Source organism: Marinimicrobium sp. UBA4509, assembly GCF_002388575.1.
Lineage (GTDB): Bacteria > Pseudomonadota > Gammaproteobacteria > Pseudomonadales > Cellvibrionaceae > Marinimicrobium > Marinimicrobium koreense.
Window position 1 is genome coordinate 77690 of sequence record NZ_DGMV01000087.1, and the last position, 19352, is coordinate 97041.

Here is a 19352-nt window from a genome sequence, read left to right on the forward strand (position 1 = left end):
GCACTCAAACTCTGCGTAGGGCGGGTAAGCAAAGCGCACCCGCCGTAACCCCACAACACCCACCCAACTTGCCGCCCGCCACTCCGCCCCGTAGAATCAAACCATAACCTCATGAACCAGACCCGCAACGGCTATGACAAACAAAGACCTTGATCGCTTGAGCGCCCACCTAGCCAACCGTTTCCCAGAGCTTGAGATTTGTGCGCTTATAGGCAGCCGGGCCAGAGGAGACGCCCACCCCGACAGCGACTGGGATTTTGCCATCCAGTGGCCCAAAGCCCTGAACGATACCTGGAACACACTTACCGAAACGGAAACATTACGACTGGATCTCGCCAACTGGCTGTCCGTCCCTGCAGAAGCCATTGATCTGGTGGAGCTACCGACGGCGGGACTGGCCATGAGAGCGGCGGTTGCCGAAGAGGGGCGCCCCCTGATAACCCGGCTCCCCTGGTTTCATTTTTTAAGCCGAACCTGGCGCGATCTGGAAGAACACTACTGGAACGATGTCTATGCAGCTTGATCTGTATTTACAGGAAACCGCCCGTCTCGCAGAGCGGCAAGGACGCCTACTAAACCAGGCCGTTCAGCGTATCCGTTCAGGAGAGACTTTGACAGAGCTGGAACAGAATGGAGTGCTGCATGCCATCCAGGTGCTTACGGAAAATGCGATAGGCAAGGCCAAACACCTCCTGAAAACCAAGGGGCATCAAGTTCCCGTATCCGCCTATGATGCGTTCCGGGCCTTATCGGAGGCAAAGGTTATTTCCAAAAACGATCTGACAAGCTGGAACGCGATCGTTGGACTTAGAAATCGCATTGTGCACGATTACCTGAATATCGACTTTCACATCATTGAAACATTGCTCGTTGAGAGTCGCCACCAGATCATTGTGGATTTCCTCACGCGGAAAGAAGATATTGGCTAATGCCGCGCTGAAGCGTTACCCCCTTTGCATCAACCATCTGACTTCTGAATCGCGTTTCGAGCATCTTTATTTGACTGAGCCATCAACCGTCGCAGTACGTGGCGAATCAACCCCTCGGTCAGCGATTCCCTGCTCTCTGGGGCGCGCATCCCCAACGCCTGCATGATCTTTCGCATCAGGCGTTCCACCCAGTAACCGACATGCTCCGCCATCTTGATGCCCTTCGCCAACAGGTAAGCCATCTTGTCCGCCACCGTGAAAAACCCGATAAACGCCCCCCTGAAACGTCACCAACATCGCCATGGCGACCTTCTTGATGACATAGATCAGCGCCGAGTCGACCCACCTCCAGAATGTTGGTGATGAACTGTTTACCGGCGTTTTAGACTCCAACCAGGACTCAATAGCACTCTCAAGCGTATAAGGTGGCTCGGGGTTTCCCTTGATCGACTCCCAGGACTTCCCCTTCACAGACTTCACATAGCGATCCATTCGATGAGCGTCGCCTGACAACAGAGGCTCATGAGAGTGTATATAGTGACCTGGTAAGTTATAAGGGGCATGCATAAACGGATATAAAGGCACCATGGCCACCGGATCCGTCTTGTGATAAATCCGATGCATATTCACCCCCTGAACAGCGGAGGTGGTACTTTTCACAAACCAGTCAGTACCAACCCGTGGCGCCCCGAACGTATAGAGCCGCGTCGCATACTTGAGGTGTCTGGCAACCCAATCCGCTGCCAGAGAGGCCACCGCGCCTCCCAGACTATGGCCCACACAGTGGACCACTTTGATATTGCCTCCCAAGGAGGCGAAAAACGCTTTGAGTGCAGGCAGCATACTGGCAAAACAATGATGGAACCCACAGTGAACAGGTAAACCAGCTTCGTTGTTGGTGATGCCAATTCTCGCATCGGTCAGAAAGTCGGCTCGATCATTGGCCGACGTAGTACCTCTGAACACCAGAAACACTTCGCCCTCATGATAATCTCCGCCCATTGAGCATATTCCAAAACCATTCTTTCGGTTCAGGATCAGCCGGCCACCCAGCTCGGCTTTTAGGTGCCGAAAAGCGGTTGAGGGTTTAGACTTCGTTCTGGAAAAAGCGGGATGGGACAGAAAGATAGGCACCTGATTGTCTGTTTGTACCCGGTAGATATCAGTCGCTAGTTCCGCCGCAACCGTTGGACTCAATGTACTCATAAAAACTCCTTTTAAATCAAACCTCCCAAGTACAGCGGGCCCCCAAAAGTGCATCATCGGTACGAATAGGACGAAGATCTTCAGTTAGCTCGCAGACCAGATTTTTAGGCTCTCCCCCGAATTCGACGTTCAGTTCCCCTTTGCTTTTACTCAACGTCCATATTAAATAGCTCTCACCGCGATATTCCACGGTTATCTCCTGGGTGATTACGAGCTGAGCAAGCGGGCTATCCCTATACGTATCGTTTAACTGGGGAATGAAAAAAATACCGTCTTCATCGGTCTTATAATGATAGGTTTCACCTTTTTTATCCTTCCATTTAACCCATAGTTTCAGTTCAGCCCCCGAAACAGGCCGACCTTCAAACAAAAGGCGCCCTGCCATAGGCGAAAATACAACGATCTCGGTTTTCTCTCCCCTGATTAGCGATGTCATAGCAACTCCACTTGCAACAAACGTAAAAAACACAATACCGACTAAAACCACAATCAGAACTTTCAAATGTACCGCCCTCAACAAGATCGCCATGTTCGTATTGGCTACCGGCACTTAAAGATTGAAGGCAGGGGATTTAAAGCAGGAAGATTACGCAAGAGCGAAACTTGGATGAAGCAGCTACGGTGTCCCTGAAAATCCCTGTGCCAACCTGACACGCCTTCGCTTTGAGAGCCAGATCACAAAAACCCAAAGGATCTGGCGTCGAAAACAACTTAGTGCCGAGCATCTCGACGTGTAGGTTGCAATATAGCGCCGCTGAACCGGTATCGACAAGAGTATTGCACGCCAACAATTCCGTTCTTATCGATCGATAATCGCAACGGTACCGTATTGGCGTTCTATTCCAATTCCAGCCCGCAGGCCGATACGCTTTGGCCGGAAAGATGAACCTGATCCTGGACTTTCGGCAGAGACACAAAGCAGTAAGGATACGTCATTTGGGTGGTAACCGCGCAATCCGAGGACGGAGACACCAGCGTATAGCCCACATCAAGACCGCCGTCCCGTGCGTCGACTTCACTGACATATACCGAATAACCACCATTTGACTGTCGGCCAGCCAATACGGCAATCACAGCACGTTCATCAAAATCGATTTCAGGAACATCGTCCTAGGAGTCTGGGTTGGCCGCTAAATAAAGCTCGCGAAAGCGATGGGCATTGGTAATATGTTCCGCCAAGCTCCCGTCAATATCGGAGTGCCCTGTGTTATTCGGGCATGCGACCACTTCAGTCTAAGAAGGCAGCCTGCCAGCTAACGGGATGAGGTTCCACGACGCCAGACTAGGTTTGATCTGACCCGCAGCCTATCACACCAAGCAAACAGCTACTGGCATCGGGAAAGATTTCACACGAGAGAATCCTGCATCACACCCGAAGATCATCCGTTTCCGGGAGCATAGCGTGTACCCAGTATGCGAGACTATAAACGATAATGAAAAAGCGTAGAGATAAGGGGGCAAAGGAACAGCTAAGCAACCACCCAGCATTGGTGTTGGACACCAACAAGGCTCTGACAGCCATCATTCAATAAAATAGGAATAGCAAGATTTTAATAATTTTAAGTCAATTAACGTTAACAGCTTCATATTTTAAAGCAAAACCTCCGCCGAAACGAAGGTCTTGCTGGAAACGAGCCGTGTAACGCTTGAATTAACGGCAGTTGGCGGGACGATACTTCGCCTCTACCGTACCACCAGAGCAATCCCAAGTAATTTGCGTTCCAGCACCGGCTGCCTGCAGATCTAGAGCTGCGCCAGCACTATCTTGTGGAGAGATCAAGATAGTTTCGGCCCCAGCAGGAACCACAGAAGGATCATAGGTAATTGTAATGATCCCTGTAGCATCACTTTCGATGGAAGTAACATTCTGGTTTTGTGCCAACTGTGCAGCGGTCATCGGAGAGGCGCCAAGAGCGGCACAAGTCGCCGCATCGTTACAAAGCATAGTTCCCGGACCACGACTTTGGAAAGTTTCTGAAATAGCAGTCTTCAACGCGGAGGACAACGTTAACCCCTCAGAAACTTTGGCTCGAATCGTGTAGTCTTGGTAAGCAGGCAGAGCTACCGCAGCCAAAATACCGATAATCGCTACAACGATCATCAGTTCAATCAAAGTAAAACCTTTTTGCATCTGTTTCATGGTTTGAGACTCCGTTGGTGGATATAGTTACAGACAGAGGAGAGACTGCATAAGCTGTGCCAAAACCGCCCAAACCCACCACCTGAGCCATGGTCACTCCATAATCAACCCGACCCCCTTCATAATAATGATTTATGCGACAACCTTGGACGCACCCTGCCTGCCAATGACATTTTTTGTCACCCTCACCAACCGGACGACGTCTTTTCCAGCCAAAGAATCAGGCATAGCCACCCCTCAATTTTCAATATTGTGAACCGCATCACAGTTTATAGAGGGACGGGGAATTGGGCTTAAAAGCACCAAGAACGATTCCTGCGCTAGAATTGTAGATATCCCATGGACTTATCGTATACAGTTAAGACTCTGCTTTGACTTTCACGCCACAGGTCGGCTTTCATCCGCCGTGGCACATGGTCAGCGAACAGAATAAAAGCTCTTGGAAATCAGGCATTTATGAATACCTCTGCACCCGCTCTCAGCGGCCTGGCACGCCGGTTGGTCCACGATGGCCTGCTGGATTCCGAACTGGCGAGCCAGGCTCAGGCCCAGGCGGCACGCGATCGCGTGCCCTTTGTGCAGCATGTGGTCACTCATCAGATTCTCGATGCTTCCACTATCGCCCGGGTCGCCGCCGACGAATTCGGCACCCCGGTATTTGACCTCGATAGTCTCTCAGCTATATCAATACCCGCGAAGCTTGTGGACCAGAAACTGATCCAGAAGCACCATACCCTGCCCTTGATGAAGCGGGGCAATCGGCTGTTTCTGGCAGTGGCCGACCCAACCAACCTTCATGCGCTGGACGAAATTAAGTTCAATACCGGCCTGAACACAGACCCGATTCTGGTTGAGGCTGACAAGCTGGCGTCCGCTATTGACCGTTACATCAACGCTCAAGAAGAGTCGATTAGTGACACCTTGGGCGGACTGGACGACGACGCTCTGGATAGCCTGGAAACCGAGGGCGGAGAACCCGAGGCCCCGAAGGATGACGGGGGCAAAGAAGAGGATGAGGCTCCGATTGTCCGCTTTATCAACAAGATTCTGTTGGACGCCATCAAGGGTGGCGCCTCGGATATCCATTTTGAACCCTATGAAAAAGCGTATCGAGTGCGTTTTCGCACAGACGGCATCCTGCAGGAGGTGGCCAAGCCTCCAATCAACCTGGCGACCCGCCTGGCGGCACGCCTGAAGGTAATGTCCCAGATGGATATTTCCGAACGCCGGGTACCCCAGGACGGTCGGATCAAGATGAAGATTTCCAAGAGCCGGGCGATCGACTTCCGGGTGAATACCTTGCCTACCCTGTTTGGGGAGAAGGTCGTGCTGCGGATTCTCGATCCCAGCTCCGCCAAAATGGGCATTGATGCGCTCGGTTACGAGGATTACCAGAAGCAACTCTATATGGATGCCTTGGCCCAGCCTCAGGGTATGATTCTGGTCACAGGTCCCACGGGGTCCGGGAAAACGGTATCCCTCTACACTGGCCTGAATATTCTCAATACCAGCGAACGCAACATCTCCACCGCCGAAGACCCGGTGGAAATCAACCTGGAGGGGATCAACCAGGTTCAGGTCAACACCCGGGTAGGGCTGACTTTTGCCGAATCCCTGCGCTCCTTCCTGCGTCAGGACCCGGACGTGGTGATGGTGGGGGAAATCCGGGACCTGGAGACGGCGGAAATCGCCATCAAGGCGGCCCAGACTGGCCACCTGGTGCTGTCCACAGTGCACACCAACAGCGCCCCGGAAACGCTGACCCGCCTGCTCAATATGGGCGTGCCGGCCTTTAACGTGGCCACCAGTGTGAGCCTGATTATCGCTCAGCGCCTGGCCCGTCGATTGTGCAAAAGCTGCAAGAAGCCCGCAACGGATATCCCGGATGCCGTGCTGAGTGAAGAGGGTTTCGACGAGATCGGGATTCCCCGCAGCGAACTGGAACTTTACCACCCGGTGGGCTGCGCACAGTGCACCAATGGTTATAAAGGTCGTGTCGGGGTCTATGAAGTGGTTCGCATCACGCCGACCATTGCCAGTCTTATAATGGAGGGAGGCAACTCCCTGCAAATTGCCAAAGCGGCCCGCGAAGCGGGCTTTAATAACCTGCGGATTTCAGCCCTGCGCAAAGCGGCGCAAGGGTTGACCAGCCTTGAAGAAGCCAACCGAGTCACCAAGGATTAACGCTTATGGCCACCACCGCCCAAGCTAAACCAGCCACATCAAAAAACAAGCCCAAACCCCGAACGTCGACTTCTTCAACATACGTTTACAAGGGGGTTGACAAAAGGGGTTCTAAAATAGAAGGAGAGGTAGAAGGCTTAAGCCCGGCAATCGTCAAAGCTCAGCTCCTGAAGCAGGGTATTCGAGCAAATCAGGTCAAGAAAAAACCGAAGCCTTTATTCAGTGGCGGAGGAAAGCGAATACAGCCCAGCGATATTGCCGTCTTTTCCCGACAAATGGCCACTATGATGAAGGCCGGGGTGCCATTGGTTCAATCGTTCGAAATTGTAGCGGATGGTTTGGACAACCCTAATGTTCGAAAGCTGGTGATGGAAATTCGGGAGGATGTAGCCGCCGGAGGAGGTTTCGCTCAAGCCCTGCGCAAACATCCAAAGTATTTTGATGACTTGTTTTGCAACCTTGTCGAGGCTGGAGAGCAATCTGGCGCCCTTGAAACCATGCTGGATCGCATCGCCACTTATAAGGAAAAGACGGAGGCGTTGAAAGCCAAAATCAAAAAAGCTTTGACTTACCCGATAGCCGTAATAGTTGTCGCCATCATCGTTACAGGTATTCTGCTGGTCAAAGTGGTTCCGCAGTTCGCCGAGACATTTAGTAGTTTTGGTGCAGACCTCCCTGCATTTACTCTTTTTGTTTTGAACTTATCAGAGTTGGCTCAAAACCACTGGTTCAAAATTATACTGGGAGCGGCTGCGTTTGTATTTTTATTCAAGGAAGCAAAGAAAAGATTTGAAAGTGTAGGCTATGCTATCGACAGATATATTCTTAAAGTACCTGTGGTAGGGAATATTCTGTACCTTTCAATTATGGCACGATTTGCACGCACACTCTCCACGACTTTCGCTGCAGGCGTTCCACTTATCGACGCACTGACATCGGTGGCAGGTGCAGCAGGCAACCGAATTTACCGGGACGCCATTATTAAAATACGCGAAGATGTATCAACAGGCATTCAGTTAAACACAGCAATTCGAGCGCAGAAAATGTTCCCAACCTTACTGATTCAAATGGCCTCTATCGGCGAGGAATCAGGTGCTCTGGACGAAATGCTCGAGAAAGTCGCGGTGTATTATGAAGAAGCCGTCGACAACCAGGTGGACAGCCTGACATCACTGCTTGAACCCATGATTATGGCCGTACTTGGCGTACTGGTCGGTGGCCTTATGATTGCCATGTACATGCCGATCTTCCAAATCGGTCAGGTCGTTTAATTCATGGCATCTATTCACGAAGTATTAGAGTTATACCCCTCAGTGGCGCTCATCAGCGCCACTGTTTTAGGTCTGCTGGTTGGCAGCTTCCTCAATGTGGTGATCTATCGCCTGCCGAAAATGCTCCAGTCGGAGTGGCGGTCGCAGTGCTGCGAGCTGCTGGAGCAGTCACCACCGGAACCGCAGAAAACGTTCAACCTGATCACCCCCAATTCCACCTGCCCCCACTGCGGGCACGGGATCAAGCCCTGGGAGAACGTGCCGGTGATCAGCTATCTGGTGCTGCGGGGCAAATGCTCGGCCTGTAAAGGCCGGATTTCCGCCCGCTATCCGATCATCGAGCTGGTGACGGGCCTGTCGAGCCTGTTTGTGATTCACCAGTTTGGCGTGACCGGCGTCGGCCTGGCGGCACTGGTGTTCACCTGGTCGCTGATTGCGCTCACGATGATCGACATCGATACCCAACTGCTACCCGATGCCATCACGCTGCCGCTGCTCTGGCTCGGGCTGATCGTCAATCATCTGGGGGGCTTTGTGCCACTGGAGGACGCCCTCTGGGGCGCGGTGGCGGGCTACCTGTCGCTCTGGTCGATTTACTGGCTGTTCAAGCTGCTGACCGGCAAGGAAGGCATGGGCTACGGCGATTTCAAACTGCTCGGCGCGCTGGGCGCCTGGCTGGGCTGGCAGATGCTGCCCCTGGTGGTGCTGCTGTCGTCCCTGGTGGGCGCGGTGATCGGTATCGGCATGATGCTGATTCTGGGCCGGGACAAGAACATTCCCATTCCCTTCGGCCCCTACCTGGCCATTGCGGGCTGGATTGCCTTTATCTGGGGCGACAGCCTGCTCCAACAGTACCTTCAGTTCGCGGCTCCCTGAATCATGGCGGAGCGGGTTATCGGCGTTACCGGAGGCATCGGCAGCGGCAAGTCTTCCGTCATGCGGGCCTTCCAGGCGACAGGCATTGAGGCCGTGGATGCGGACGATATGGCGCGGGTGGTGGTCGAACCCGGCCAGCCCGCCCTGAAGGCCATTGCCGAACACTTTGGCCCGGATATTTTGACGCCTGACGGCACCCTGGACCGCCCGACCCTGCGCGCCATCATCTTTACCGATCCCGACGCGAAAACCTGGCTTGAAGCCTTGCTGCACCCTCTGATCAACCGGGAGTTGCGTTCGCGGCTGGCCGCGGCGCGAGGTCCCTACGCCCTACTGGTGTCTCCCCTGCTGTTTGAGACCGGGCAGGATAAGCTGGTCGACCGGATTCTGGTGGTGGATGTGCCGGAGTCCCTCCAGCTCGCACGGGCCAGTGCCCGGGACGGTGCGGACCCGGAGCAGATCCAGCGGATCATGGCCAGTCAGATGTCGCGAGCCGAGCGGCTAAAGCGGGCGGATGACTTGTTGGATAACACCGGGAGTCTGGTCGATTTAGAGAAGCGGGTGGAAGAGTTGCATCGGGGTTATCTGGCGTTTGCGGGTCAGTGATCGGTGGATGACCCGCAAACGCTCCGATACGTCGGACCGTTTGCGGGTCATCCACCGAGGGTTAACATAGGTTAAGAGGCTTCTGCAATACTGGTACTCGGCCCCCTTTACAGTGTATAAAAGCATTTGCCGGTTTCTGGTACGACGTCCACAACGACCTAAGACACGGGAATGACCGCGATGCCGCACCACCATGAGCCCCAAGGCTTCACTTTAAAACGCCACCCCTTCTTTACCGACCCACCCGCGTCGCTGTAACCCCGTCTGTTGTTACCCACAACGAATCTCAAGGTATCCCCGGTTATACTTGTCCGGGCGGAGATGAATAATACCCACAAGGTGTGAGAGACCTTATGACACTGTTTTTGATTGTATTCCTGCCGCTCCTGGGCGCGCTGGTCCCCCTCGCCACGGAGCGCTTCGGGCGCAACCTGTGCGCCTGGTCGGCGGCGTTAGCGCCTTTGATCTCCCTGGGGCTGCTGCTTTACCTGACGCCAGCGGTGCTGGCCGGCGAGACCTTTCGTTTCCATCAGGCGTGGCTGCCCGGGTTGGGGCTGGATCTGAGCCTCCGCCTGGACGGCCTGGGGCTGATGTTCGCCTTGCTGATCACCGGGATCGGCCTGCTGGTCATGCTGTACGCCCGTTACTACCTGTCTTCACGGGACTCTCTGGGCAAGCTCTACGCCCTGCTGCAGATATTCATGCTGGCGATGCTCGGCATTGTGCTGTCGGACAACATCCTTCTGATGTTGGTGTTCTGGGAGCTCACCAGCCTGAGCTCGTTCCTTCTGATCGGCTATTGGTCCCACCAGTCCGAGGCCCGTAAAGGGGCGCGGATGGCGCTGGCGATTACCGGGGCGGGCGGCCTCTGCCTGCTCGCGGGCGCACTGCTGCTGGGACATATTGTCGGCAGCTTTAATCTGACCGAGATTCTCGCCGCCGGGGATCAGATCCGCGCCCACGCGCTCTACCCAATCACCCTGATTCTGGTGCTGCTGGGCGCCTTTACCAAGTCCGCCCAGTTCCCGTTCCATTTCTGGCTGCCTCACGCCATGTCCGCCCCCACCCCCGTGTCGGCTTATCTGCACTCGGCCACCATGGTCAAGGCTGGGGTGTTTCTGCTTGCCCGGATGTACCCGGCACTGGCGGGCACCGAGCTGTGGTTCTTTATCGTCAGCTTCGTGGGCCTTGCCACGCTGGTGTACGCTGCCTATACGGCCCTGTTCAAACACGACCTGAAAGGCCTGCTGGCCTACTCCACCATCAGCCACCTGGGCCTGATTACCCTGCTGTTCGGTTTCAGCACCGAGCTGGCGGCAGCGGCGGCGGTGTTTCACATCATCAACCACGCCACCTTCAAGGCGTCGCTGTTCATGGCGGCCGGGATCATCGACCACGAGACCGGCACCCGGGATATGCGCAAGATCAACGGCCTGTGGAAGTACATGCCGCATACCGCGCTACTGGCCATGGTCGCGTCCGCCGCCATGGCCGGCGTACCGCTCCTGAACGGCTTCCTGAGCAAGGAGATGTTCTTTGCCGAGAGCCTGCACCTGGAGTATCTCGGTCAGTTCTGGTGGATCATGCCGATGCTGGCCACCCTAGGGGCGCTGTTTTCAGTGGCCTACTCATGGCGCTTTATTCACGATGTCTTTTTCAATGGCGAGCCTCAGGATCTGCCCAAGTATCCGCCCCACGAGCCGCCCCGCTACATGAAAGTGCCGGTGGAGATTCTGGTGGTGCTCTGTCTGGTGGTGGGTATTTTGCCCCACTACACCATTGAGCCCTTTATCCACGCGGCTGCCACGGCGGTTCTCGGGCACGAGATGCCGGAGTACCACATTGCGCTCTGGCACGGGTTCAACCTGCCGTTGTTGATGAGCGCCATCGCCCTGGCCGGCGGTATTCTCCTCTACACCCAGCGCAAAGGGCTGTTTGCGTTTTACGAGCGCAAGTTCCGCAAGGACGAGAAGCTGGTGTTCGAGCATCGGGTACAACGCAGCGTCCTGGCCGCCCAGTGGGTTACCGACCGGCTTGAGAACGGCTCGCTCCAGCGCTATCTGGCGCTGTTCTTCGGTTCAGCCCTGGTCGTGGGCGCCGCGGGGCTCTGGTCTCTGGCCGAGTGGACCGGTTCCGCTTCGCTGACCCCGATGGACCCTGTAAGCCTGGTCGCCACCGCCTTGCTGGTGATCGCGGCGTTCGGCACGGTGCTGATTCATCACAACCGGTTTGCGGCCCTGCTGATGCTGAGCGTGGTGGGCCTGATCGTATCGCTGACCTTCATCCGGTTTTCCGCCCCGGACCTGGCGCTGACCCAGCTGTCGGTTGAAGTGGTCACCATCGTTCTGCTGATGCTCGCGCTCTACTTCCTGCCCCAGATGACACCCAACGAGTCACCACCCAGACGCGTGGTTCGGGATATTGCCATTGCCGGCAGCGCCGGGGCGGGCATTGGCGCCCTGTGCTGGGCGGTGCTGACCCGGCCGTTCACCCCCATTTCCAACTACTTCCTGGAAAACAGCGTTAGCGGTGGCGGTGGCACCAACGTAGTCAACGTGATTCTGGTGGATTTCCGCGGTTTCGATACCCTCGGGGAGATCACCGTGCTAGCCCTGGCGGCCGTTGGTATCTACGCGATGCTGCACGGCCTGAAACTGCCACTGCCCCAGGCCGATGGCGACGGTCGTCGCTGGGCCCGCGAGCCGCATCCGCCGATTCTGTCGGTGATGACCCGCATCCTGCTTCCGCTCGCCATCATGGTGTCCCTGTACATTTTCCTGCGCGGTCACAATATGCCCGGCGGCGGGTTCATTGCCGGGTTGGTCACCAGTGTGGCGCTGATCCTTCAATATATTTCCACCGGTACCGAGTGGATGCAGCAGCGCCTGCGCTGGAATTACCGGAAAGTGGCCGCCACCGGCGTGTTGATTGCCACGCTCACCGGGCTGGCAAGCTGGTTGTTCGGCTACCCCTTCCTGACCTCGACCTTCACGCATGTGCACTGGCCATTTGTGGGCGACTTTGAGCTCGCCTCCGCCATGGCCTTCGATGTCGGCGTCTATGTCACGGTCGTGGGTGCCACCATGCTGATTCTGGCGCACCTGGGCAAGCTGGCGCAGACCACCCACGAAGCCCCGGCCACCAATGAACAAGGGGAGAAGATTTAATGGAGCTGTTGATTTCAATCATGATCGCGGTGATGACCGCCTGCGGCGTGTACCTGATGCTGCGCGGCCGGACTTTTCCGGTCATTGTCGGGCTGACTCTGTTCACCTATGCGGTCAACCTGTTCATTTTCGTCATGGGCCGCCTGACCGCTGGCGCGCCGCCGGTGATCGGCACCAGCGATCACTACGCCGACCCACTGCCTCAGGCCCTGGTACTGACCGCCATCGTGATCAGCTTTGCCATGACCGCCTTTGTCCTGGTGCTCGCCCTGCGGGCACGGGCCGAGCTTGGCAATGACCATGTCGACGGTACGCCGAGCGATGCGGCGCAGGAGGACCGGGCATGAGTCACCTGATTGCACTGCCGGTGCTGTTGCCACTGATCACCGGGGTGATCCTGCTGTTACTGGCCGGCAAGGGCTTTGTGCTGACCCGCACGGTCAGCCTGATCAGCGCCGGTCTGTTGGTCATCGTTTCCCTGCTGCTGTTCTACACCGCCAGCAGTGGTGTCATTCAGGTCTATGCCATGGGGGACTGGGCGCCGCCGTTTGGCATCGTTCTGGTTCTGGATCGGCTCAGTGCCTTCATGGTGCTGGTGACCAGTGTGCTGGCGTTCTTTGCCATCTGGTACGCGGCGAGCACCATGGACCACCCGGCCTACAACCTGAACGGCCTGCTGCACCTGTTGCTGCTCGGGGTCAACGGCGCCTTTCTCACCGGCGACCTGTTCAACCTGTTTGTCTGTTTTGAGGTATTGCTGCTCGCCTCATACGCGCTGCTGGTGCAGGGCGGAGGCCCGGAGCGGGCAAGGGCCGGGCTGCACTATGTGGTGTTGAACCTGGCGGGTTCCAGCCTGTTTCTGATTGCCGTGGCCACCCTGTACGGCATTACCGGCACCCTGAACATGGCGGACATGGCCGCCAAGGTGGCCAACCTGCCCGCCCAGGACGCGCCGATTGTGGCGGCGGCCGGCCTGCTGTTTATGGTGGTGTTTGGTCTAAAAGCCGCAATGGTGCCGCTGTACTTCTGGCTGCCCCGGGCCTATAGCGCGGCCAGCGCTCCGGTCGCGGCCATGTTCGCCATCATGACCAAAATCGGGGTCTATTCCATCGCCCGGGTCTACACATTGATCTTTGGCGATCACGCCGGCGAACTGGCCAACCTGATTCAGCCCTGGCTGTGGCCACTGGCTCTGGTCACCCTGGCACTGGGGGTTATCGGTGTACTGGCCGCCCGCAATCTGCGTATGCAGGTGTCCTACCTGGTGATCATCTCGGTGGGTACCCTGCTCGCCGGCCTGGCCCTGAACACCGCTGAAGCCCTGAGTGCGACCTTTTACTATCTGGCCCACTCCACCTGGGTGTGCGGCGCACTGTATCTGATTGTCGACCTGATCCGCCGCCAGCGTCAGGACGGCAGCGACGCCATCCGTACCGGCCCCACCCTGCCCCAAAGCACGACCCTGGGACTGATGTTTTTTGTGGCCGCCCTGAGTGTGGCCGGCATGCCGCCGTTGAGTGGCTTTGTCGGCAAGGTACTGCTGTTGCAATCGGCCGGTACCGGCTACGCCGCCATTTGGCTTTGGGGGCTGGTGCTGCTGGGCGGGCTTGCCTCCATTACCGCCCTGAGTCGCAGTGGCAGTACTTTTTTCTGGCGCACCACGGAGGTGGTGGCCAACACCCAGAAAGCCTCGCTGCTGCCGCTGGCCGCCGCGCTCGGCCTGCTGGCAACGACACCGGCACTGGCACTGTGGGGCGAGCCGATCATCGCCTACACCGACGCCATGGCCGAGCAGCTATTGAACCCGGGCCAGTACATTGACAGCGTGCTGCGCCACACCACTGTAGGGGGGAACCCATGAGCACCCTGACCAATACCCGACGACGGCGCCGGCGGCTTTTACCGCACCCGGTACTCAGCCTGTTCATGCTGTTTCTGTGGTTTCTTCTGGCCAATGACGTGAGCGGCGGCCATCTGGTTCTGGGGGGCCTGCTCGCCTGGTTCATCCCCTTTGTCACCCAGTCCTTCTGGCCCCAGGAAATGACCTTGAGCCGCCCGGGTGTGGCGTTCAAGTTTGTGGTGGTGGTGCTCTGGGATATTGTGATCGCCAACTGGACCGTAGCGCGCCTGATCCTGGGTTCACCCAAGTCCCTCAAGCCGGCCTTCATGACTCTGGAGCTGGACCTGGAACAGGACTTCGCAATCACCATTCTGGCAAGCACCATCTCCCTGACTCCGGGTACCGTGTCCGCCGATTTGAGTGCCGATGGCAAGCGGTTGATCATCCACACGCTGCACGTGAATGATCCGGCCGAAGCTGTGGCGACCATCAAACAGCGTTATGAAGCGCCGCTTAAGGAGATTTTCGAATGCTCGACATCGTAATCCAGATCAGCCTGGTGATGATGAGCCTGGCCCTGGTGCTGAACCTGTGGCGCCTGGCGGTGGGCCCGTCGCTGCCGGACCGGATCCTCGCGCTGGACACCATGTATATCAATTCCATCGCTCTGCTGGTGCTGTTTGGGCTCTCGAAGGAGTCCATGCTGTATTTCGAGGCGGCGCTACTGATTGCCGTCATGGCCTTTGTGGGCACCGTTGCCCTGTCCAAGTACCTGTTGCGCGGCGACATCATTGAATAGGAGCAAGACCATGAGCGAGACAAGCTGGATCGAATGGCTGGTGTCCATTCTGTTGTTGGTTGGCGCCTCCTTTGCGCTGATCGGCTCCTTTGGGCTGGCGCGCCTGCCGGACTTTTTCATGCGCCTGCACGGCCCCACCAAGGCCACGACGCTGGGCGTGGGCAGCATGATCGTCGCCTCCATGGTGTTTTTCAGCACTCGCGGCGACGGCCTGAGCCTGCACGAGCTGCTGATTGCGCTGTTTTTGTTTATCACCGCGCCGGTGAGCGCGCATATTGTGGCCAAGGCCGCCCTGCATGTGCGCCTGCCCTACCGCAAGGATACGCGCCATTGGCACCGGGACAGTTGACATACGGCTCCAAATGGGCATAATGTCGCGTCCTTGATTCCGGCTTGTGCGAATGGCTGCCGGACGACCGAATTTCAGTCTGAATACGTAACAGGAGCTCCACGGTGGCAAATACACCTCAATCCAAGAAGCGCGCTCGCCAGAACGAAAAGGCTCGCAAGCACAACGCCAGCCTGCGCTCCATGACGCGCACCTACATCAAGAACGTGGTCAAGGCCATCGAATCCGGCGACCAGGAAGCGGCCAAAACCGCTTACACCGCCGCTGTTCCGGTCATCGACCGCATGGCTGACAAGGGCCTGATGCACAAGAACAAGGCCGCTCGTCATAAGAGCCGCCTGAACGGCCACATCAAGGCGATGGCTTCCTGAGCCTGACCCGACTGTGACCCGCGCCACGGCCTGACCGCGGCGCCAGAAAAAACCGGCCTCGTGCCGGTTTTTTTGTGCCTGGGAATCCGGCCTCAGGTGGCTGCTGAAAAATTCACTCCGCGCTGACATATTTCTGCCAGAAACATCGTATAACGTGATCGAGGTGTCAATTCCACCCACGTTACGGTAAAGGAGAGCAACCATGTTGCCGCGCGAGCACTACCTCAAGCAGCCCTTTCAGGACCGGGAGCACTTTCCCGCCGGTTTTGACCACTCCAGCCAGTTATCCGGCATCCAGGCCCGCCTGATCCGCAAACACGGCGCGCTGATCCACGCCCTGTGCCGAGGCGAGGTGACCGACCCCACTGATGAGGACCGCCACCTGCTCAAGGTCATCGCCAAACAGGCCGCCCCGAAGAATCCCGTGGAACAGGCCTGGCTGAAATACCTGAGCATCGTCCAGAACTCGTCAACCGGTCTGCGCAAAAGCGCCTGATGCGCTCTTAGAGATGATCGGTAGACTGTCGGAGCGCGACTTCAAAACCGAGGTCGCGCCTCTTCTGCCCGACCTCACCGCCGTTCAAGGCGGTAATGATCATCTCCGCCGCCGTCACCCCCATCTGGTATCGGGGCACGGCCACGCTGCTCAATGACGGGTTGGTAAATGCCGACACTTCGAAGTCGTTGAAGCCGCACAGGCCAATATCACCCGGCACATCCAGGCCCATACGCTGACTTTCGAATAACGCCCCCAGGGCCAGGTCGTCGTTGCAGCAGAACACCGCGTCCACTACGCCGCCGGCTTGCCCCATGAGCGCCCGAAACAGCTCGCCCCCCAACTCGATGGATGAGGGCCGATCGGTCACCTGGACGAAGTTCCGCCAGAACCGCCCCCGACTTTCCAGCACCGACTTGAAGCCCGCCAGACGCTCCCGAACCCGCTTGTCCATACGGGCACCGATAAAGCCCAACTGACCGTACCCCGCCGACAGCAGTTGCTCCGCCACGGCGGCACCGGCCTCAAAGTGCGATACCCCGACGTTCATATCCATTGGCTCATCCAGCAGGTCCATGATCTGGACCACCGGGATCTTGGCCTTCAGCAGCAGGCGCTCACAGGCCTGGGTCTGCTCACCACCGGTGAGAATCATGGCCTCGGGCGACTGACTGAGCAGGGTGCGTACCATGCGCTCCTCCTCCAGCGCCGAGTAGTGGGTGTCCACCATCAGCACTTTGTAGCCCGAGGTGCCCGCGACATCGTAGATGCCGCGCAATACATCGGTGAATACAATATTCGACAGCGACGGAATCGCCACGCCGATCACGCGTGAGCGCGCTGATGCCAGAGAACTGGCGGATTGATTGGGAATGTAACCCAGCATATCGATTGCCTCCTGCACGGCCTGCCGCGTTGCCTGCGACACTTTATTAGGATGGTTAATGACCCTCGATACAGTGATACCGCTGACGCCGGCGTATTGCGCCACATCCGCCAGGGTGACGGCCTGGGAGTGCTTTTTTCTCGCCCGGGTGCTCACTGTCCAACTCCCTCTTCCAAAAACCGGCAGATTATCACAGCCCAAATGTTTGCGCTAACATAATAAGTGCGCTAACCTCCTCCCGCGTTATAATCCGTATTTTTTGGGAATGAGGGTGACACACCTTGGCAACTCTGCTGATCATGATGGGCGTCTCCGGGGCGGGCAAATCCACGATGGCCTCAGCGCTGTCGGAACACTTCGGCTTTACCTACCTGGATGCGGACGACTTTCACAGTGACGCGGCCAAAGCGCACATGGCGGCGGGCAAACCCCTGACCGATGAAATGCGCGCGCCGTGGATTGCCCGGATGTGCGACTACCTGAAAGAGCATGCCGACAGCGATGCCACCTTTGTCCTTGCCTTCTCCGGCCTGAAGCGCAGCCATCGTGAACCCTTCCGGCACTGCGGTCTCGATACCCACTTCCTGTTTCTGGACGGCGATGCGGACACTATCGCCGACCGGATCAGCGCCCGTCAGGGGCATTTCATGCCCCCGGAGCTGCTGGACAGCCAGTTCGAGGCCCTGGAGCGCCCGGACCTGCAGAAAGAGCCCGATGTCACCCCCCTGAACATTCACCCACCGGTACCCGGCGTGCTGGACCAGGCCATTGATTACATAGAATCCCTCAAGGCCCGCTCCGACTAAAACGGCGCCCACAAACGACAGGAGATAATAACAACATGTCAGCCACCTACTTGCTCTCGGTCACCGTTGTCAGCATCGGTGTTCTACTGTTTCTGATCATGGCCCTGCGTCTGCAGGCCTTTGTCGCCCTCCTGCTGGTGAGCATGGGGGTTGCCATCGCCGGCGGCGTGCCCCTGCCCGAAGTGGCGGACGTCATCCAGCAGGGCATGGGCGGCACCCTGGGCTATATCGCCATCGTGATCGGGCTGGGCACCATGATCGGGGAAATCCTGCAGGTTTCCGGCGGCGCCCAGCAGATTGCCAACACCCTCACCCGCAAAGCCGGCGAAGACAAAGCCCCTTGGGCCCTGATGACCCTCGGCCTGATTGTCGCCATTCCGGTCTTTTTCGAGGTGGCGCTGATCCTCTTTATTCCACTGGTCTACAGCCTGGCCAAGCGCACGGGCAAATCCTTGCTGTTTTACGGCATGCCACTGGTGGCGGGTATTGCCGTGGCCCACTCGTTCATCCCCCCGACCCCCGGCCCCGTGGCGGTCGCCTCGCTGCTGGGCGCTGACCTCGGCTGGGTCATTCTGGTGGGCCTGCTGGCGGGCATTCCCGCCGCGATTCTCGGCGGCATCGTCTTCGGGCGCTTTATCGGCAACCGCATCCACGCCGAGTTACCAGACACCGCTCAGGTCCAGATGGACAGCCACCACCAGAACGATCGCCCACAGCCAGGCTTCACCCTGGTATTGAGCATTATCCTGGTGCCCCTGGCGATGATCCTGCTCAACACCGCCACCAAAACCTGGCTCGGCGAAAGCCACGATGCGGCCCAGATTATGGCCTTTGTCGGCCACCCCTTCACCGCCCTGCTGGTCGCCGCCCTGCTCTCCTTCTACTTCCTGGGCACCCGCCTGGGCTTCAGCCGAGACGAAATCCAACGAGTGGCGACCCGCTCCATGGAGCCGGTGGGCATGATCATCCTGCTGACAGGCGCCGGCGGCGTATTCGGCAAAGTCCTCATCGCCGCCGGCGTGGGCGATGCACTGGTCGAGGCCATGACCGCCTCAAACCTCCCGGTCGTCCTGTTCGCCTTCCTGGTCGCGACCGTCATCCGCGTCTCCCAGGGCTCCGCCACCGTGGCCATGGTCACCAGCGCCGGGCTGGTGGCGCCCCTGGTCAGCGCCGGTGGTTACTCTGACGGCGTAACGGCCTGCATCGTCATTGCCATTGCCTGCGGCGCCACGGTGCTGTCCCACGTCAACGATTCGGGGTTCTGGCTGGTGAAGCAGTTTATGGGGCTGACCGAGCGCCAGACTCTGGCTTCCTGGACGGTTCTGGAAACCATCCTCGGGGTGGTTGGCCTGATTGTTGTATTGATTTTGAGTACGGTTTTGTAGCTTCGCATAGAGTTTTGGGGAGGGTGGAGGGTAGGCCGGTT

General features: G+C 57.5%; 21 protein-coding genes. 16 read left to right on the forward strand and 5 right to left on the reverse strand.

Annotated elements, in window-relative coordinates; translation table 11 throughout:
- Positions 1-133: 133 nt before the first annotated feature.
- Complete coding sequence (locus tag B3520_RS16730; RefSeq protein WP_265368698.1) at positions 134-523, forward strand: nucleotidyltransferase family protein; 390 nt, start codon at positions 134-136, stop codon at positions 521-523.
- Positions 513-929, forward strand: coding sequence for a type VII toxin-antitoxin system HepT family RNase toxin (gene hepT / locus B3520_RS16735; RefSeq protein WP_265368699.1), 417 nt, complete (start codon positions 513-515; stop codon positions 927-929). The genes B3520_RS16730 and hepT overlap by 11 nt, the downstream gene beginning before the upstream one ends.
- A gap of 66 nt (positions 930-995) precedes the next feature.
- On the opposite strand, the gene B3520_RS16740 is transcribed toward hepT, so the two are convergent.
- From B3520_RS16740 to B3520_RS16750, 4 genes are all read right to left on the reverse strand, one after another.
- Positions 996-2135 carry a lipase family protein gene (locus B3520_RS16740; RefSeq protein WP_286805847.1) on the reverse strand — a complete coding sequence of 380 codons (1140 nt, stop codon included), beginning with the start codon at positions 2133-2135 and terminating at the stop codon, positions 996-998.
- Positions 2136-2151: 16 nt separating this feature from the next.
- Positions 2152-2637: a DUF6795 domain-containing protein gene (locus tag B3520_RS16745; protein ID WP_286805849.1), complete on the reverse strand. Its 486-nt coding sequence runs from the start codon at positions 2635-2637 to the stop codon at positions 2152-2154.
- A 335-nt stretch (positions 2638-2972) separates the two neighbouring features.
- Entirely contained in the window at positions 2973-3209 is a 237-nt protein-coding gene (locus tag B3520_RS17565; RefSeq protein WP_353743445.1) for a protease complex subunit PrcB family protein, read from the reverse strand.
- Between the two features lie 577 nt (positions 3210-3786).
- Complete coding sequence (locus B3520_RS16750; RefSeq protein ID WP_286805850.1) at positions 3787-4275, reverse strand: pilin; 489 nt, start codon at positions 4273-4275, stop codon at positions 3787-3789.
- Positions 4276-4731: 456 nt separating this feature from the next.
- Between B3520_RS16750 and pilB the strand changes: the two genes are divergently transcribed.
- The 12 genes from pilB (at position 4732) to maoP (ending at position 16234) form a co-directional block, all read left to right on the forward strand.
- Complete coding sequence (pilB, locus tag B3520_RS16755) at positions 4732-6459, forward strand: type IV-A pilus assembly ATPase PilB (protein ID WP_286876462.1); 1728 nt, start codon at positions 4732-4734, stop codon at positions 6457-6459.
- A 5-nt stretch (positions 6460-6464) separates the two neighbouring features.
- Complete coding sequence (locus B3520_RS16760; RefSeq protein ID WP_286805852.1) at positions 6465-7730, forward strand: type II secretion system F family protein; 1266 nt, start codon at positions 6465-6467, stop codon at positions 7728-7730.
- Positions 7731-7733: 3 nt separating this feature from the next.
- Entirely contained in the window at positions 7734-8606 is an 873-nt protein-coding gene (locus B3520_RS16765) for a prepilin peptidase (protein ID WP_286876463.1), read from the forward strand.
- A 3-nt stretch (positions 8607-8609) separates the two neighbouring features.
- Positions 8610-9212 (forward strand): dephospho-CoA kinase, encoded by a 603-nt coding sequence (coaE, locus tag B3520_RS16770; RefSeq protein WP_286805593.1) that lies wholly within the window; start codon positions 8610-8612, stop codon positions 9210-9212.
- 353 nt (positions 9213-9565) lie between these two features.
- Positions 9566-12379 (forward strand): monovalent cation/H+ antiporter subunit A, encoded by a 2814-nt coding sequence (locus B3520_RS16775; protein WP_286805595.1) that lies wholly within the window; start codon positions 9566-9568, stop codon positions 12377-12379.
- Entirely contained in the window at positions 12379-12726 is a 348-nt protein-coding gene (locus B3520_RS16780; RefSeq protein WP_286805597.1) for a Na+/H+ antiporter subunit C, read from the forward strand. Before B3520_RS16775 ends, B3520_RS16780 begins: the two co-directional genes overlap by 1 nt.
- Positions 12723-14240, forward strand: coding sequence for a monovalent cation/H+ antiporter subunit D (locus B3520_RS16785; protein WP_286876464.1), 1518 nt, complete (start codon positions 12723-12725; stop codon positions 14238-14240). Before B3520_RS16780 ends, B3520_RS16785 begins: the two co-directional genes overlap by 4 nt.
- Positions 14237-14764: a Na+/H+ antiporter subunit E gene (locus B3520_RS16790; RefSeq protein ID WP_024460870.1), complete on the forward strand. Its 528-nt coding sequence runs from the start codon at positions 14237-14239 to the stop codon at positions 14762-14764. The genes B3520_RS16785 and B3520_RS16790 overlap by 4 nt, the downstream gene beginning before the upstream one ends.
- A complete protein-coding gene (locus B3520_RS16795; protein WP_286805602.1) occupies positions 14749-15018 on the forward strand; it encodes a K+/H+ antiporter subunit F in 270 nt (89 codons plus the stop codon). Before B3520_RS16790 ends, B3520_RS16795 begins: the two co-directional genes overlap by 16 nt.
- 10 nt (positions 15019-15028) lie before the next feature.
- On the forward strand, positions 15029-15367 hold the full coding sequence (locus B3520_RS16800) for a Na+/H+ antiporter subunit G (RefSeq protein ID WP_286805604.1): 339 nt from the start codon (positions 15029-15031) through the stop codon (positions 15365-15367).
- A 104-nt stretch (positions 15368-15471) separates the two neighbouring features.
- Entirely contained in the window at positions 15472-15738 is a 267-nt protein-coding gene (rpsT, locus tag B3520_RS16805) for a 30S ribosomal protein S20 (RefSeq protein ID WP_024460873.1), read from the forward strand.
- Between the two features lie 202 nt (positions 15739-15940).
- Complete coding sequence (gene maoP, locus B3520_RS16810; RefSeq protein ID WP_123637963.1) at positions 15941-16234, forward strand: DUF413 domain-containing protein; 294 nt, start codon at positions 15941-15943, stop codon at positions 16232-16234.
- Between the two features lie 7 nt (positions 16235-16241).
- Here maoP and B3520_RS16815 read toward each other — a convergent pair whose 3' ends face one another.
- Positions 16242-17276, reverse strand: coding sequence for a LacI family DNA-binding transcriptional regulator (locus B3520_RS16815; RefSeq protein WP_123637964.1), 1035 nt, complete (start codon positions 17274-17276; stop codon positions 16242-16244).
- Between the two features lie 125 nt (positions 17277-17401).
- On the opposite strand from B3520_RS16815, the gene B3520_RS16820 reads away from it, so the two are divergent.
- Both B3520_RS16820 and B3520_RS16825 read left to right on the forward strand, forming a co-directional pair.
- On the forward strand, positions 17402-17926 hold the full coding sequence (locus B3520_RS16820) for a gluconokinase (protein WP_246004359.1): 525 nt from the start codon (positions 17402-17404) through the stop codon (positions 17924-17926).
- 35 nt (positions 17927-17961) lie between these two features.
- Entirely contained in the window at positions 17962-19311 is a 1350-nt protein-coding gene (locus tag B3520_RS16825) for a GntP family permease (RefSeq protein ID WP_286805608.1), read from the forward strand.
- Positions 19312-19352 lie beyond the last annotated feature (41 nt).